Source organism: Flagellimonas lutimaris, from assembly GCF_003581615.1.
Taxonomy (GTDB): domain Bacteria; phylum Bacteroidota; class Bacteroidia; order Flavobacteriales; family Flavobacteriaceae; genus Flagellimonas; species Flagellimonas lutimaris.
This window is the reverse complement of record NZ_QXFH01000023.1, coordinates 1-17,364: the sequence shown is the minus strand read 5'-3', so window position 1 is coordinate 17,364 and position 17,364 is coordinate 1. Positions and strand designations below refer to the sequence as shown.

Sequence of the window (17,364 nt, the reverse complement as noted above, 5' to 3'; positions counted from 1 at the left end):
TCAAATAGCCAGTAATTTTTCTAGTTCTTTTTTCGTCACAATTAATTGAGTATTCAAATCCACTTTTTTGTTAAACTGTTTTGCCTTAGCCATTGCATTTTCAAGCCTTGTAATCTCATTTTCTAAGGAATGCTTCTTTTGCTGAAACTCAATTAAGTATTCAAAAGAAACGTTTGAAGCACCCTTTCTGCCTGATAATTGAAGGCATAAATCATGGATTACAAAGCCCAAATCCTTTTTTAGATTTAAGACATATCTTTTATCCGTCACAGGATGCCAACCAGACCTAAAAACCCAATCAACCACCGCATGGTCTTCATTTATTGGGTGGGCATGCTTTTTTGCGCATGACACCAATACTTCCTTTTGAAATTGAAGGATAAAGACCAGAGGATATGGAATAGATTTATCAATTATTTCTTGCAAATCTCGGATATCATCTTTAACCTTTAATTCTATTTGGAATAGCTGAATTTCTTCAACACCACCTTTTCTTAAATTGATTGTGTCTTTTGATAATTTATTGGTCCAAGAAATACGCTGTACAACATCCGTAAAACGCTTTTTTTGTTTCGAGTTGGTATACTTATCAAAAGCATTTTTCGGAACAACTCTGTTCACCCTTGTTGTTTCTGGAAGATTAAAATATTCCATCATCGCACAATTAAAAATGAAATGAGTTTAAAATCTTCAACACCCTTGATTTTATCTTGTAAGGCGGTTGTGCCCCCAGATCTGAAAAGACTGAGAATCTCCTTTTCTTCTTCAACTTGAAGAATACTGCCGATGCTTTTCTTTAATAACTCAGAATATCCTTGCATCTCATGGTAGTCATCTGTTTCTTTTGCCACGTCTTGACACAGCTCAACAATCGGTTCTGACTTACCCTTACACAGCATTCTTACAGCATCTAAAATCTTCTTTGAATCAATATGGTTTAAGAATAATTCACCGGAATTTTTTATATAAACCATGTAGTAAGGATGCAGTCTATTCAACTTATTGATATTCACCCCTGAGTTAACATTCTTCAAAATGAAAATCACACCTGGCTCCAAAATCGGCGTTGACCCAACAACAGCATGTAAACCTTCAGGAATATCCTTTAATTCTCCGTAGATTTTAATGTAATCAGTCAGATCTACCCGAAAATCATTGAGGCCCAAATCGGTAATACTAACCCCTTCTCGTAAATCCTCTAGATCAATCACTTCTTCTTGAAGCTTTTGAAGTTGAATCTTCCGATAATCCAAATCCTTTTCATCTGTATTAAGAATATTGTCATCGCCTGTACTGGCCATGTTGCTGATGAGCATTTTACTCTCAACCCGTTGCTTTAGATTTATATAATTATCGAGCGTTATATCTGGCCAGAAATTGACCATGGTAATCGATTCATTCTTGGAACCTATCCTATCAATTCTACCAAATCGTTGAATAATTCTGACCGGATTCCAATGAATATCATAGTTGATAAGGTAATCACAATCTTGCAGGTTCTGACCTTCTGAAATACAATCCGTTGCAATCAACAAATCGATAGATTCTGTTATTTTGGGATAAAGCTGAGCCTTATCCTTAGAAATTGGTGAAAAACAGGAAAGAATTGCGTTTAAATCAGGAGGTATTTTCTTAGTGTTTGAAGATTTCCTTGTTCCTGTAACTAGTGCCGTATTTAACCTGTGTCTCTCTTTTAAATGCTTACTAAGATGCTCATTAAGATAATTTGCGGTATCGGCAAATGCCGTAAAAATGATAGCTTTCTTATTTCCGTGGTTAATTGGCTTATTTATCTTTTCATCTAAAATTGAAATCAATCGTTGAAGCTTCGCATCCTTTTCACCTCTAATGTCGACCACGCTATTCCAAAGTCCATGTAGAACTTCTAAATCTTCATTTAAGTCTTCACGCCATTTAGTAGCATCCATGTCATTGATATGAACCTTGATCTTCTTCCCAATGACATTCTCTTCATCGCCCCAATCCGCTTCCCAATCAAAATTCTCATCATCCAATTTTGCTTGAAGGCCCTCATAATCCGAACCATCCCCATTATCAATAACCTTAATTGCATCCTCAATTTGAGATATAATTCCTTCTAACGTTATCCGGAAAGAATCCACTGAACTTTCCAATCGTTTAAGAAGGTTGATACGCATCAAGATCCGCAAGCTATTTTCACGATCGATCTGGGTTAGTCGTCCAGATTTCACCGTTTTATCATACAAATCCGCGTAAAGCTGCATTTTACTCGGAAGGATATAATTAAGTGGTGTGTATATGGAAAGATTAAGCAAGGTTAGCTTTTCTGCGATATCAACATAGGTGACATCCATTTCCTCGGTTAAAGGTGCTTGGATAGAAACTGGCTTATTCCTTTCAGGGAACTTACCAATAGCCGTTGTATCATAGTAAGTTGTAATATGCTTCCTGGACCTTGCTATAGTCAGTGAATCCAAAATTTCGAAGAAATCAAAATCCAACATATCCAATAACCGATCCGTTGTACGCTCAGACGCATCATATTTACTCCAAATATTGAAAGCTGTTTGCGCTCTTCTGAAAACCTGATCAATACCTCTATCTGTTTCCAACTTCTCATCAATATTTGCGGCCTCACCTTCATAGGCTAACGCTAATTGATTTTTGAGGTCATTAAAGCGGTTATTGACGGGTGTGGCCGAGAGCATGAGGACTTTGGTTTCAATCCCTTCCTGGATAACCTTTCTTAGTAATCTTTGATAACGGTTTTCCTTACCAACAACAGTGTTGTTATTTCTGAAATTATGTGATTCATCAATCACAATTAAGCCATAATTCCCCCAATTAACCGATTCAAGATTACGGCCGTTACTCATTCCTCGATCTCGTGATAAATCCGTATGGAACAAGACATCGTAACGAAATCGGTCTTTTGCGAGAATATTATTCTTGTCATTATGCCGGAAAGTATTCCAGTTGGCCTCTAGCTTCTTCGGGCATAAAACCAACACGTCCTTGTTACGCATTTCATAGTATTTAATAATACCAAGTGCGGAAAATGTTTTACCTAAACCAACACTATCTGCCAAAATGCAGCCCTTGTATTTTTCAAGCTTGTTAATGGCACCGATAACAGCATCTTGTTGAAAATTATAAAGTCGCTGCCACACAACGGATTCTTTAAATCCTATCTGGTCATTAGGAAGATTATCGATGGAAAGATCATCAAGAAAATCGTTGAAAATATTATAAAGCGTAATGAAATAGATGAACTCCGGGCTGTTCTCCTTATAAGCACTTTCGAAATAACTTTGAACGCGCTCTGTGACATCCTGTAAATATTCATCATTTTCCCAGACCTGATTAAACCAATCCAAATAATGCTTACTATCTGGAAACTCCGTTTTTTGAATTAAAGTGGGAAATCCTTTTTTATGGGTAACACCTAAATCCGATGATGTGAAACTACTGACATTGGTGTAAGCATATTCATTTTCGTTATTATTCGAAATATGAATCATGCCATTCAAGGGCAAATTGCTTTGCTTATTAGACTTGAAAGTGACTTTATTTTTTACCCATTGAGCACACTCTTTCGCGATGGCTCGTTGGTTTAATTGATTCATTAAACGAAGTTCAAATTCACCCCCACATAATTCAGACTCTCTATAGATATGAGGTATATAAAATTTCCTGTCTTGTTTCTGAAATTTCTCTTCAATAAAAGTGGGAGAGGAAAAGATGAATCTTAATTCTTCAATTTTGCCAAGTTCCTTTTTCAAGGCTTCAAAAGCATAAATAGAGAAAGAGGCCGCAGCTATGCTTAGCTTTGAGCCTCTTTCAATACTCTCTTTCAAGTCATCACCAAGGCGGTTATTTACATTATCAATTAACTTCATCTATCTAATCTGATTGCACAATCTCTAGTAACTTCTCGTAACTACTTACCTTTTCAAACCGGACTTCATTCCCACTGATTTCTTTAAAATGCTCATCCGCACAGTGTATTTTCAGTTTCTCGATTTCCCGCAAATCTAACTCTGAATCCGATCCCTTAGTCTCGGCTACAAAATAGATTTGCCTGACTTTATCCTTGTCAAAAACAATCGCCCAGTCTGGACTATAATTGGCAACAGGCGTTGAAACATAAAAGCTTGTTGGCAGCTTGGCATAAACAACAACCTCAACACTGTTTTCTAAAGCTTCAGCAAATTTGGATTCTATGCCTGAGTCAGATGTGAGGAAATCATAGATATGCTTTTTCAGCAACTCTGATTTTCTTAGCGCGAATTTATCATTGGTGAAAACAGTTTTAGCATCATGTCTTTCCTCAGTTTTATGATAAACTATGTTGTTGATGATAAGACTGGCCTTAACTTCATTGATCAACTTGCTCGTCTTGGCAATAAACTCTTCGGGGTTCTTTCTGATGAGCAAGAATTTCTTTTCACTGATTGATTTTAATATCGCAACGATGGTTCGCCTGGTTAAATTGGTTTGCTCTTCAATTTCACCAACGACATCATAAACAGCATCAGCAAACAAATCATTGGACAATTTTTGTTGTTCTCTTTTAGATTCCCTTATAAGAGAACCGTCTTTCATTTGGTCTTTTGTTCCATCATGAAGTTCACCTGTTTTAACTTCATAAACCCTGTCCCCAATATGTAATTGGGCATTGATTTTAATCTTACTGTCTTCAATGAGCTTTTGGGTATCGAACTTTACTTCGTAAATCGTCTTCAAGTTGATTTTGTCCCAAAGGGCCTGAAATTCCTTTTTCTTGAAATTGTTATTGGTTCTTAAAACAACCGTTTCTCGTTCATTTTCAGGTTTGAATTCTTCTCCCGTATAAATGGCTTGTAATAACTTACCAATTGAAGCTCTATAGGATTCCAACTGTTCAGGAAGTGGCATCTTATCCTGCTCAATCAATTCTTTACCATCTGATGTGATTTTATAATTTTCATCGATGACCTGACCGACAATAAGTTTGAACTGAATCTTTTTGGCTTCTTCTTCGGTGATACGATGTTCTTCGCCTTTTTCGTCCGTCACCACCTTACCGACAAAATATTCAATCTCTGCTTTTTGTGGTCTATCTTTAAGGGTAGCCGCTATCTCTTTTTGCAATCCTTTTGCGAAAGCTTCATAACTTTCAGAAGCAATGACCGTCAATTTGTTGATTTCATGGACTTGTTCGCCAACAGCTTCAAAATCCAGTCTGTTACCATTTCTGTTGACGCATAATCGCATCCCACGGCCAACTTCTTGCCTTCTTCTGGTTTCACTACCGCTCTCAGGGTTTTTTAAGGCACAAATTTGGAATACATTGGGGTTATCCCAGCCTTCTTTCAATGCCGAGTGTGAAAAGATAAAGCGTGTTGGTTCTTCAAAACTCAACAGCCTTTCCTTATCCTTCATAATCAAGTCATAGGCGGATATATCATCTGACTCTTCACTACCGCGTTTTACAGAGGGATCAACACTTAATCCCTTCTTATCAATCGAGAAATAGCCGTTATGCACCTTATCGGCCTCATCCCTTTTCAGATATTCCTTGTAGTTTACAGGCATATAACCCTTGTGAACATCACTTGGGTCATTGTCCTTCAGATAGTCATTATAATCTTGCTGGAATAAGTCTAGGAAATCATTGACCGCATTTTTATATTCTTCTTCAAAAATTTGAGCATACTCACCTAACAGAGCATCCCCATTCTCATCATACATCCTATATTTATCAACACTATCAATGAAGAAAAGAGACAATACTTTAATGCCCTTTTCAAAGAGTTGTTTTTCTTTTTGAAGATGCGATAGGATACATTCACGGATTTGGATCCTTCTGAATGCCAACTCATCCATGTCATTGACAATATCACCTGGAAATATTTCTTCGCCACCGACAACAACTTTGTTCAAATAGCCATTGATCTCAGTAATTGTTTGGTTCTTGTAGGCGGGCATATTTCCAGATAGCTCATAGAGATTGTCACCTTCTCCCAGCTTTTTGCGAACTCTTTTAACCCCTGAACCCGAACGTTGTTCGAATTCCATGACGGCATAAGGCGGTTTGGTCGTACTTAAACTGATATGCTCCAAATACAAATATCCAGTGGTACCCGTTGATCCTTTGAGATTGATACCCTTCACTTGGATTTTTTTGACTAGCCTTTTGTTGTAGGCGTCTAATGCATCCAAGCGATAGACTTTATTGTATTCAACCTTATGGGTTGCAGAATAGCGTAATGTGAAGAGTGGATTAAAATCCTGCATACTCTCCAAGGTTTTTTTACCATCGACCGATTGTGGCTCATCAATTATCAAAATGGGATTGGTCTGGGAAATAATCTCAATTGGTTTTCTCGTACCAAACTGATCTAACTCTTGATAAATCCTTCTGGCATCCTTACCCCTGGCATTAAAAGCCTGGGTATTGATAATCATCACACTGATACGGCTATCAGAAGCAAAATTCTCAATGTCCTGTGGGCGACCAGAATTGTATATAAATGGATTGATCTTATGACCGTACTTTTCTTGGAAATGCTCTTGAGTAACTTGGAATGATTTATAGACCCCTTCTCGAATGGCAATACTCGGAACAATGACAATAAACTTACTCCAACCATATTTTTCAAAAAGCTCATACATGGTTCGGATATAGGTATAAGTTTTACCTGTACCTGTTTCCATTTCAATTGTCAGGTTGTAACCAAGCTTCACGCCTTTGGGACGCTCTATTTGCTGGCTTTGGTGAAGATCATTTTCCTTTTGAACTTCTTGTATGTTTTTTAGGACCTGAGGCTCTAAAATCTGTATACCACTATTTCGATATCCAATTTCTTCTTCAATATTAAAATCAAATGTCGAGGCTCCGGTAGCAGCCATTTTAGCCTTGCGCATAATCTCTTTGCTACGCTCCAAGGTAAATCGGTTGGTTTTGAGTGGCTGACCTTCAAAACAATCAACAACTGCCTTTACCGCCTTTAGCTGAAAACCCTGTTCTTTGAACTGTAATTTCATACTTAAATAACTTTCATTTCAGTCTCAGGACTCAACTGTTTTAATAACTGTTTTACGTTGGTTTTGGCGGTATCATCTTTAAAACCACTATCCTTAAAGACAATACGCAGAGGCTGTTCTTCTGCAATTGCCTTTGCAAAAGCTTCATCGATACCATCATCAAAACAGGCAAAGAGAGAATTCTCAGCAACTTTGAAGACCTTTTTACCTTCAACTTTTACTTGTTCTATCTTAAGTGAAAGTGGCAGCCCCCAATCCAACATCACCTGAGCAAGTAAATCATCCGATGTTCGGCCTGATTTTACATTGTCGGCAAACAAATCAAGCTTATCTTGGGCATATTCTTGAGGTTTATAATATACATCCTCCATATTGCTATCATCAAGTCGATATACTCTGAAACCATAGTCAATATCGGCTCCTGTTTCTTCTTTGATCTTTTTTGCAGACCTTTTGATTCTCTCTCGCGCTATATCAGTGATATTATCAAAACCTTCTTCGCGCGCGATGCTGTCTTTTGGTGTATTTTCTGGAAGCTGAACTGCAATGAATGATAAATCTCGTTTTCCACTAGCAACAAGCTCAAACATTGCTTGACAAATACCTGCTGAACCTGAAAAGAAGTCAAGAACTATGGATTTTTCTTTAGGCATAATTCCAATTTCCATTACTCTCCTTAGGGTTCCTAATGGTTTTGGTCTTGAAAAAGTCTCTTTATCAAAACCTAACTCTATCATTTGTTCACTACCTCTTTCGCTGTTAACGTCTTTATGAGTCCATGAACTAGTCGCTTTTACAGGAGGCCTTCCGTCCAAATAGTCTTTTTCAAAAACTCCCCAAATCTTTCTTGTGGGCATAAATTTAGCATAGAGAGAATCCAAGTTTTCCTTAGCTGTTTGAAAACCCCATCGCCATCGACCATCTGAATTATCATCTTTCAACGGTATAATCTCAATCCTGTTAGGTTGATTAGCTTTTTCTTTGGATACAATTAGATCATTAGGATTTTCTTCAAGCGCATAGAAGTAATAAAACATATCAGGCCTGTCTGATCTTTTATCAGCATCACCTGTTTTTCTTAAATCTATTTCACGGAATTTTTTTCCATTAATATCTTCTTTGTTGTATCGTTTAGTAATTTTTGTATCAGGTTCAAAACCATATACAGTAGTATAGTCAGATGCTTTTCCGTAAACTATTATGTATTCATGAGCAGTCGCAATAAACTTGTCATCAGAACGACCTTTGGGGTTATTGATGTTCGTAATTATTCCTAGCTTATTGTTTTCTCCAAACACATCATCACAAAGTCTTCTAAGATTGTGTTGTTCATTATCATCAATTGAAATGAAAATGAGCCCATCCTGTGTTAAAAGGTTCCTGGCTAATTTTAGCCTTGGATACATCATACTCAACCAATCTGAATGATACCTTCCTGATGTTTCTGGATTTGAAACTAATCTTTGGTTGTATTCGTCCTTTTGACCACTATCAACAAGCTCTTCTTGAGAATCTTTGGCAAAGTTGTCCTTGTATACAAAATCTTTTCCTGTATTATAAGGTGGATCTATGTAAATCATTTTGACTTTGCCCAAATAGCTTTCTTGTAAAAGCTTGAGAACTTCCAAATTGTCGCCCTCTATGTAGATATTTTCAGTGTTATCAAAATCAACGGAATCTCCTCTTATTGGTCTCAAGGTTTTATTGGTAGGTAAGTTAGCAGTAACGATAGCTTCTTTTTTACCTGGCCATTCCAAGCGATAACGTTCTTTGTTACCTTCGACCACCGCATGGCTCAATTCCTGTTTGAGCAAATCAAAGTCTATTGCTTTGCCCTCTGCGCTTTCAGTAACACAATTTGGGAATAGTTCCGCCAGTTTCTCAAAATTCTCATTTACTAAATCGGGGGAAGAAAGGTCTAATTTGTCGTTTTCGGACATATGTATATCTCTGTTTATTAGTCAGTTGTTTACATTCCGGAATTTGTAGGGGGATACAACGGAAATTAAGTGTTAAAATAGGCATATTTGTATGCCAAACCAAAGGAAGATTTGCTTTTTGATATTTATGAAGGTTAACCTGGGATAATACAAGAAACTTCCCGTTTTAACACCTATAAAACATAAAACCTACTATATGAAGGTCTATGCAGAATATTTTAACAAAGAAGATGGCAATGCTTATCGAAGAAAAACCCTCTTACAATTTGGTGATAGCACAGATTTAATCGGTAGTGCAGTATTGATAAATCCTGGTAGTGCAAAACCAATTGGAAGTGCCGACCTTGATTTTCTGCAAACCTTTTACCGTAAAAACCATAATCTGGAACTTGAGGACGCGTCCATTTGGAAAAGATTCAATCCAGACTCCACTATGTTGCAACTTACCAAACTTTTCAATGGTTGGTATGTAGGAAAGGAACGAAGCCTTTCAGGAGTTATTCAACTTTTCAATTGTTTCTATTTTAAGGAACAGGATTTAGACAAAGCACTTAATAGTTTTGAGAGCAGCAATGATTACATCTTTAATGAAGCCTATTTATTTAGAGATAGGCCAGTTTATTTTGGCTGGGGCAATACAGGTAAATCGAGTAAAATTAAGGATATTGCTTCTGAAATTTTCAGTTCCTATGAGATTGACAAAACACCTATCTACAACAGTAAATTTGAGGAGAATTGCTTTTACCATCCAGGTTATTTGAATCGGTCATATAAAAGAAACCCCAAGAGCATCGAAATCATCCAAAAATTCTCCGCTTTGTTTTGAATTTTATGCATAAAGCATTGACCCAATCGGGTCTGCTTACCAATTATTTTTCGTTATTTTTGATGTACTAACCTATGGAATAATAACCCATGACCCCCAAACAAGCCGAACGCATAAAAACCAAAATCATAAAAATCAAAAAAGAACTGGCCGCGGACAAAAGACGCTGGGGCGGTTTTTATGACGACAGCCGAGGCCTCCGTTACCTACCACCTGCCCTTTATATTAAACTGGGGGATTATTCCGGGGCAAAGCGATATTTCAATTGGTTTGCCAAGAACTTTCCTGATGATATGGGCTATCCCATTTTTCTCTTTGAATGGACTATAACCCTGTTCAAAACCAAAAAAATGGCACTGGCGGAGCAAAAGGCACTGGACACCTTCCGGGGCAACACCTATCTATTCGATGCCTTCCTCCAAAGACCTCCTCATGGACGGAGCATTCGTGAATGGTCCAATTGGGCATCCAAGGAACTGGAGGCCGATCTGCCCTACTCCAATAGTGATAAGGAATTGGCGGACTTTGCCGAATGATTGGAAGGGTATTTGGACAGTGAAGGGTTCCAGCAATTTGCGGAGGATTTTTTGGCCTCCAGACAACTTTAATTAAAACTAAGCTCACCTGTTCTATCAATAATAATGGAAAAACAATAGGCTGTTTCGGGTTTTTATTCTCCTTTACGACACTATCCCAATATTTGTATCATTCTGCAACCGCTTGCTGTTTGTTCAAGTGTCCCATTTTATCAATTAAATGTTGCATATCCTGCCCTATTTTGTTTTCCAATACCCTGGCATAGATTTGGGTCGTGGACAATTTGGTATGTCCAAGCATTTTGGAAACTGTCTCGATGGGTACTCCATTAGACAAGGTCACCGTAGTAGCAAAAGTATGCCTTGCGGTATGGAAGGAAATGTTCTTGTGAATACCACAAGCCTTGATAATTTCCTTTAAATATGCATTGGTCTTTTGGTTGCTGTATACGGGCAGCAAGGCAATCCCTGCCTGAGGTGCGCTTTCATATTTCTCCATGATTTCAACCGCCTTTGGCAACATCGGTATCTTTAAGGGCTCATCGGTCTTTATCCTTTTGGTGTATATCCAATAATTGCCATCAATTCCTCTGCTTACATTGTCCCAGGTCAGTAACTTGATGTCCATAAAGGTAAGGCCGGTGTAACAACTGAAAAGAAATACATCCTTTACCCTCTCCTTACCTAGACTTGTGAAAGTAGTATCCTCAATCAAATTGATTTCCCTTTGAGTAAGATACTTTCTATCGAATTTATCGAAGCGCAATTTGAAGTTACGAAAAGGATCCTTGTCCATCCATTCCAAGCGAACACCAAGTTTGGTGACTTTCATCAAACGCTCCAGATGTTTCATCGTGCCATTGTTGGAACAGGTCTTTCTATTCTTCTTGGGCTTGAAGGTCCTGATGTAGTTCTCGAAGTCCAAAATGAACTTGTGTTTCAATTCACCGAGCAACACATCGTTGGTTTTGAGTTTTATGATGATGTAGCTCTTCAAGTATTTCTCGGTGGAATAGTAATTTTTCATGGTGCCAGGTTTAAGGGCATGGACCATGTTTTTATTGTGGTATTCAAAAAGCTCAAGAATAGTATGGTTCAATTCATCCTCCCCGACGTACCTTGCCTTGATAGATTTAGCCGTTATCAATTTCCTTTCCATGTGCAAGTCCCTATGAACATTGAGGATTTCACCATATACGGTGTCAAGGTAGGCGTTCAAATCTTCCATGGTTTTGTTCCTTGGAAAGGCTTTTCCGCGCTTTTTGTCCCAATTGCACACCTTTATGCACCTTTTTAAACTGACCTCTGCACGCGCTTTTTTTACCGTAATGCGCAGGTAGATATCATACATGTTCGGGTCATTGCGTTTTTTTCTTACGAAGAAATTAATTCCTAAAGTACTGTCTGTCCGCATGTTGTAATAGTTTAAGTTGAATAAATGTTAGTGGTCGGACTGCCCTTAATCCTCAATTGTCCATACTTAAAACTACAATAATCTGTGCATTGGTGTGCTCACCTTATTGCACACCGAAAATTTGGATTCAGATGATATCAAATGGATACATAAAAAACAAAAAGCACTGATAATCATACAATTAACAGTGCTTTATTTTACCCTAAACGGTGGTTGGTCGGGATGACTGAATCATCGACGAAATCTTATTTAATTGAAAATCATTGTTTTACCACTGTAACCCAAAGTATGTTCCCGTTAAGAACACGGAAAACAAAAAACAACTTTTGAACACAAATTTTATGTGTTATTATTTATAGCAAAAATAGCAATTATTGTTAGTTGCTCATTAAAAAAACGAAATCTATGATATGTACCATATTGACTTATAGTACTGGCTAGAGAAAAGCTTCTTTTTTGACACAGAAAAGAAATTTAAGTTTAATAATGTTTTGCGTTTTAGCAAATGAATTCTAAACAAAGAATTCAAATCAAGAAGGGTTGTTTTTGAATACAAATCTTATTTTTGGGAGCCAAACCAATAACCTAATCAATTTTTCACATGTTGCCCAAAAAGAATATAGAAAAAAATCTATTTATCATTTTATATCTCAATTCAATTTATCCCTTAGGCCCTAGTTTAAAGAATTATCTAGTTCAGCATATAAAAAGTTGTTCCTTCGAAAGGAACCAAATCATTAGCAGAGCTGGAGAAATTTGCAATCGTCTTTACCTTATTAAAAAAGGCATGGTCCGTGGATACTTTGTAAGCGACGGAATAGAATTAACAACTTGGGTGGACACCGAAAATGAGGTCTTCACCTCCATTACCGGCTTTTTTAGAAATGAACCTTGCCAAGAATACATGCAAAGCCTGGAAGAAACCCATTGTGATTACATGGAATATGAAGACTATAAGTATTGCTTAAATAACTTTCCGGAAATGCGGCATATTAATCGCATACTACTGGAGGAATATTACATTCTTGCTGAACACAGAGTTTATTTGGCAAGAATTCCCAACGCTCAAAAAAGGTTGGCCTACTATATGGAAAAAATGAAGCCCCAAATTGTCGAACGAATCCCACGAAAGCATTTAGCATCATATTTGTCCATAAGACCAGAAACGTTATCCCGACTTTTGAAAGAAGTTAATTAAGTCTTACTTCCCTGTTTACTATACACCTATCATTCCTTGAAGGAAATTCATGTAAAAAGTGTATTTCTCAATCTTTGGTTTGTAGCTATTTGCTACCATTATCTTTCTTTTTTGTAAGAAAATAACATCAATTTGACATATGTCAATTTCTGATTTTTTTTTTAATACTAAAAAAAAATACCGCCCGTTTCCTATATCAAAAGAAAGAAAAATTGTACAATATTGAATTTTAAATTGTAGGATACATAATAAAAAAATCCTTAGTGATATGACATAAAAATACGTTTTCCGACCCCATAAATTTTTCAAGTAATCATTTTTTGAACTGATTTAGCAAAGCTAAATCCAAGACACAGGAAAAAAAGCTGCTCTAATGTGGCCATGACATTCTATGCCTTTATCGAAACAAAATCAATCTAATAAAACACTTTTAAAACCTAAACCAATTTTACAAATGGAAACAACAATTAATCCAAAACACTTACTGAGTTTGCTACTCTTTTTTAGCATGGCATTAAGTACGTCATGGGCTCAGGGCGATGAAATCATCGTCATCGATTCCGAGTATTCACAGAAAGCAAGTGTACTAGAGAGCTTGCCTAAAAACGCAGCTGTAATCGAGGTGAAGCATTCTGAAAATCCTTGGAAAACGCTACGCCAGTATCTCCAAGGCAACACTACGGTACAAACCATTCATTTGTTTGCCAACACAAGCTACAATGCATTGCAATTGGGAGGAATCGTATATGATTCTGAAATGGTAAACCAAGAATTTGAGCTTTCCATGCTGGAAGGAGTCTATCAGGGTACAAACATTCAACTTTTATTATATGAATGTAACCTGGGATCTAATGCCGACGGATTGGCTCTAATCAAAAAAATCAGTGATAAGTCCTATTTCAACATTGCTACTTCTACGAATTGTACATCGGTATTCGATTCGAATTTCAGTTTTGACCATAGGACAATGAACCAACCTATCAGCAGTTCAATTTTTAAATAGTACAACCGACCATGAAACAAATACTACAAACCACACTAACATTTATAGCATTTTTTCTACTGTTTGGTAGCCTCAAGGCCCAAACTGTGGATATGACGGTTCAGCAAGGTCCGAATGTGGACGTAATGGTGACCGTAGGGTCTTCTGACGTAGATCTATCAACATTTGAGAACGACCTGGAGCAAGCCATGTACGCCAAGGGAATCCCTTTGGGAAAACTACGTGTTGAAGCATTTCAACGGAGTTCCATTTCATCCGACCAAGCGGATGCGAGCGATATTTTTAACAATTGGAATAAAATGAACTTCAACGGAACTGAGCCTCCGGTACACTCTTCATATACTGGGGATTATTTTACATTTGACCCGGCCACCAACCGTGTGACCGCTGACTTTGTTGGTCGCTACAATGGTTATGGATATGCTATGTACGACCCGACTGGTGACATTTCGGACGGATCGATCTCCGCCACTTTTGGCCTTTCCGACAATCCATATGTACATGCAGAAGTGGGCTTTATTTTCAGGAAGGTCGATAATCAGAATTTTTATGCATACATCATCGACAACCATACCTATTGTGGAAATATACAAGGATATGCCTCAGGAGATGGATTCCCCGCGGAAGGAATCATCAAGGTGGAGAACGGATCTGTTTCCCTTCTTGCCCTGAACACCAATAGTGGGACTAATGGTTCGGCTACCTATGGGTGGAACGGGAACCGAAGCGATATGTTCGCGGCCTATTACAATGGCCAGGTTATTGATTTTAAAATTGAAATGAGCGGTGACAATATCAAAATCTCCAGAAAAGGTGGTGGCGGAGATGCTGGCACCAATTGGATCCAGTCCTTTGACATCAATGATACAACCCATACACAAGGAAGCTATGGTTTCTATGTACACGAACAATCGGGAGCCTATTTCAAGGATATCAATATCGAAAAACTGGAACTGCGTGCCTTTAAAGATGTATTGCGTGAGCCTCAATGGAGAAACAGCGCTCTGCGTTTTAACGTGAACCTTGACGACCTTGAAGTCGCAGATTTTGACAACGACAAAGACCTATCTGAAATATTGATGCGTACCATCAACGAGGATATCCATTATATCGGATGGGGAACGAATGCAAACCAATCCCAATTCGAACGGTTTATTCAACAAAATAACGATCAGGGTATTTTTGTCAACCGAGATTCAGGAAGCTGGTCCACTTGGATGGACGATATGGCCCAATATATTTATGAACAATATCAATTCGGAACAGTAACGGCCGGTGAATTTTTTATAGCTGGAACTTCGGTTGAGATTGATGTAGACCCTTCACAATTAAAATCCAACACAGCAAATGCAAGTTATCCTTCAGGGCGTTGGAAAATCACCCACGATGAAACCTATTTTGATAACAACACAGGAAAGGTATCCTGGGATGGACTTTACTTAGAAGATGTGCCGGAGTATTACGAAAAACCGGGCCAATACACCTTCACTTTCGAAGATATGCCCACAGCTCCCACCACCTTATATTTTCACAGAAAACCAGTGGCCAGTTTTACCTTAAGCGCCGATACCGGATTCATTAACAATACCTCTTACGACCTGGATGGCGGCGCCAACAATGGTATCGCGCAATCGGAGTGGAAATGGAAATCCGTGGACGCTGGTACCACAAACGATTGGGTTGATGGCCAGTTCGATAAAAACAGTGTAGCGGACGGAGAGTATCTTGTGATGCTAAGGGTACAGGATCACCAAGGAACCTGGAGTAGTCCTTCCAGTATCTATGTTGAGAAAACAGCAGGTTCCGGAGGCGCAACCGATTTGCCCATTGCACAGTTCAACATTTTGCCCGATCAGCTTAATACCTACTCTGGCAATATGACCATTGCCATTGAAGATAATTCGGTGGATCCCTACGGCAGAACATTAGCAGCACAAGAGTGGATTGTGACCCAACGCACCTTTGATTCTGAAGGAAATCCGACAAATACAGAAATCTATAATGCCGGTACACCAATGACCGATTTTTCGGCCTACAACAATGTATCTGCGGATTATATTATCAGTCTTAGGACTCAAACCGATACAGGGGTCTGGTCAGAACCATTCTACCGTACGCTTACCATTATTGATGACGATATCGCACCAACGATTGTTGCCACACCTGCCAGCGGAAACTTGGATACCGATACGGACATTCAATTGGTATTCCAAGATGAAAATGGAGGTAGTGGCTTTGATGTACAGCGATTTGCCAAAATCCAAAGCGCCTCTGTACCTGCAACCGACCACTCTTCGTGGAGTTCTTGGAGCAATAGCCAATCCAAGACCACTTCCTTCAATACAGGGGGCACGGGCTGGTACATCCACGCAGAAGTAAAAGACAATGCAGGAAATGTAGGAACGGCAACATTTGGTCCGTACAATGTCACCTTGGTGGTTAGTGCCGATGATGATTTGGCCATTTTGGACGAAGATACCGTCTCGGACCCCATCGATGTGCTCTACAACGATGTGTACGATACGGGCGCTACACCAACGGTGACCATTACCGTCCAAGGAACCAAAGGTAACGCCGTGGTGAATGGTAGCAATCAAGTGATCTATACACCAAATGCCAATGAAAATGGTACTGATACAGTGACTTACGAGTTGGATGACCAAGGACAGAAAGTTACAGCCAACATTACCCTTTCGGTTTTACCAGAGGACGACGAGCCAGTAGCTAATGACGACAGCTTCAATTTGGATGAAAATGCCACCTTAAATGATGACGTATCAACCAACGATTTGGAAATCGATGGAGATGATTTGGTATACCACATCATAACCAATCCTTCCCATGCCGCCACATTTACCTTCAATCCGGATGGAACCTTTACCTATGAGCACAATGGCGATGAATCGGCAACGGACAGTTTTACCTATAATTTTGAGGATGCCGTTTCCTTTTCGCAGACCGTCACCGCAACTTTAAACATCACCAATGTGAATGATGCTCCAACAGGAGCCAATAGCACCGTGGAAGTGATTCAGGATGCCGTCTACACGTTTACAGCGTCAGACTTTACTTTTACGGATGACGATCCCAGTGATTCCTTTAATGGTATCCAAGTTATCTCGTTGCCCGCCAAAGGTAACCTGGAGTACAATGGCTCAGCAGTCCAGATCAACGATATGATTGATGATATCTCCCTGTTGACCTTCGTCACAGCCAATGGCGAGTACGGAGACAGTTATAGCTCTTTCTCATTCAAAGTGAAGGACAACGATGACGCAGTTAGTTCAGCTAGCTATACGGCAAGCATCAATGCTTCACAGGACACGGATGGAGATGGTATCCCCGATGATTTGGATGAAGATGACGATAATGACGGTACTCCGGACACCGAGGATGACTTCCCGAAGGATGCCTCCGAGGATACCGATACCGATGG

Annotated in this window: 10 protein-coding genes; 5 read left to right on the top strand and 5 right to left on the bottom strand. The window is 38.8% G+C overall.

What is annotated here, in order from left to right; all coding sequences use genetic code 11:
- The 4 genes from D2V08_RS01140 to D2V08_RS01125 are packed head-to-tail and all read right to left on the bottom strand — an operon-like array spanning position 1 to position 8,951.
- A complete protein-coding gene (locus D2V08_RS01140) occupies positions 1 to 657 on the bottom strand; it encodes a DUF4391 domain-containing protein (RefSeq protein WP_245980463.1) in 657 nt (218 codons plus the stop codon).
- Positions 654 to 3,881, bottom strand: a complete 3,228-nt coding sequence (locus D2V08_RS01135; protein ID WP_119606311.1) for a helicase-related protein — start codon at positions 3,879 to 3,881, stop codon at positions 654 to 656. Before D2V08_RS01135 ends, D2V08_RS01140 begins: the two co-directional genes overlap by 4 nt.
- A 4-nt stretch (positions 3,882 to 3,885) precedes the next feature.
- Positions 3,886 to 7,011, bottom strand: a complete 3,126-nt coding sequence (locus tag D2V08_RS01130) for a type III restriction-modification system endonuclease (protein ID WP_119606310.1) — start codon at positions 7,009 to 7,011, stop codon at positions 3,886 to 3,888.
- Between the two features lie 2 nt (positions 7,012 to 7,013).
- Positions 7,014 to 8,951, bottom strand: a complete 1,938-nt coding sequence (locus D2V08_RS01125; protein ID WP_119606309.1) for a site-specific DNA-methyltransferase — start codon at positions 8,949 to 8,951, stop codon at positions 7,014 to 7,016.
- A 196-nt stretch (positions 8,952 to 9,147) separates the two neighbouring features.
- On the opposite strand from D2V08_RS01125, the gene D2V08_RS01120 reads away from it, so the two are divergent.
- A complete protein-coding gene (locus tag D2V08_RS01120) occupies positions 9,148 to 9,777 on the top strand; it encodes a hypothetical protein (protein WP_119606308.1) in 630 nt (209 codons plus the stop codon).
- An 89-nt stretch (positions 9,778 to 9,866) separates the two neighbouring features.
- Positions 9,867 to 10,313 (top strand): hypothetical protein, encoded by a 447-nt coding sequence (locus tag D2V08_RS01115; protein ID WP_119606307.1) that lies wholly within the window; start codon positions 9,867 to 9,869, stop codon positions 10,311 to 10,313.
- Between the two features lie 169 nt (positions 10,314 to 10,482).
- Here the strand turns inward: D2V08_RS01115 and D2V08_RS01110 are convergent, their stop codons facing one another.
- Positions 10,483 to 11,727 carry a site-specific integrase gene (locus tag D2V08_RS01110; RefSeq protein ID WP_119606306.1) on the bottom strand — a complete coding sequence of 415 codons (1,245 nt, stop codon included), beginning with the start codon at positions 11,725 to 11,727 and terminating at the stop codon, positions 10,483 to 10,485.
- 601 nt (positions 11,728 to 12,328) lie between these two features.
- Between D2V08_RS01110 and D2V08_RS01105 the strand changes: the two genes are divergently transcribed.
- The 3 genes from D2V08_RS01105 to D2V08_RS01090 form a co-directional block, all read left to right on the top strand.
- A complete protein-coding gene (locus D2V08_RS01105; RefSeq protein WP_119606305.1) occupies positions 12,329 to 12,925 on the top strand; it encodes a Crp/Fnr family transcriptional regulator in 597 nt (198 codons plus the stop codon).
- A 454-nt stretch (positions 12,926 to 13,379) separates the two neighbouring features.
- Positions 13,380 to 13,928: a DUF4347 domain-containing protein gene (locus D2V08_RS01095; protein ID WP_182835452.1), complete on the top strand. Its 549-nt coding sequence runs from the start codon at positions 13,380 to 13,382 to the stop codon at positions 13,926 to 13,928.
- 11 nt (positions 13,929 to 13,939) lie between these two features.
- Positions 13,940 to 17,364, top strand: a 3,425-nt coding sequence (locus tag D2V08_RS01090; RefSeq protein ID WP_147374024.1) for a cadherin-like domain-containing protein, incomplete at its 3' end; no start/stop codon positions are given.